The organism is Aeromonas genomosp. paramedia, from assembly GCF_023093515.1.
In the GTDB taxonomy this organism is placed as follows: domain Bacteria; phylum Pseudomonadota; class Gammaproteobacteria; order Enterobacterales; family Aeromonadaceae; genus Aeromonas.
The window spans coordinates 1-263 of record NZ_JAAROG010000066.1 but is presented as its reverse complement, the minus strand read 5'-3'; the positions used below and the strand labels follow the sequence as shown (position 1 = coordinate 263).

Sequence of the window (263 nt, the reverse complement as noted above, 5' to 3'; positions counted from 1 at the left end):
CGCCGCGAATACCCAGAACAGAAGCTGAGCGGTTGCGGGCTTCAGGCGGTTGATGCCGAACGAAATGGCGAACACCATCACGAGCGGCGCGAGGATGAACACCCACTTCAGCGGGCTGACAAACATCGCGACGCCGAATGACGTCAGGTACTGCTTGCCGATCCGGCCAGCGGCTGCAGAAGCGTCGGGCGTGACGGCGCCCATGTACACGCCGAGAGCGGCAAGGCCAGTGATGGCCAGGCCGATCGCCATGTAGTTGTAGA

General features: G+C 62.7%; 1 protein-coding gene. It reads right to left on the bottom strand.

What is annotated here, in order from left to right; genetic code table 11:
• Positions 1 to 263 (bottom strand): hypothetical protein (locus tag HB860_RS22075; RefSeq protein ID WP_247627967.1); only part of this gene is annotated, 263 nt, incomplete at both ends.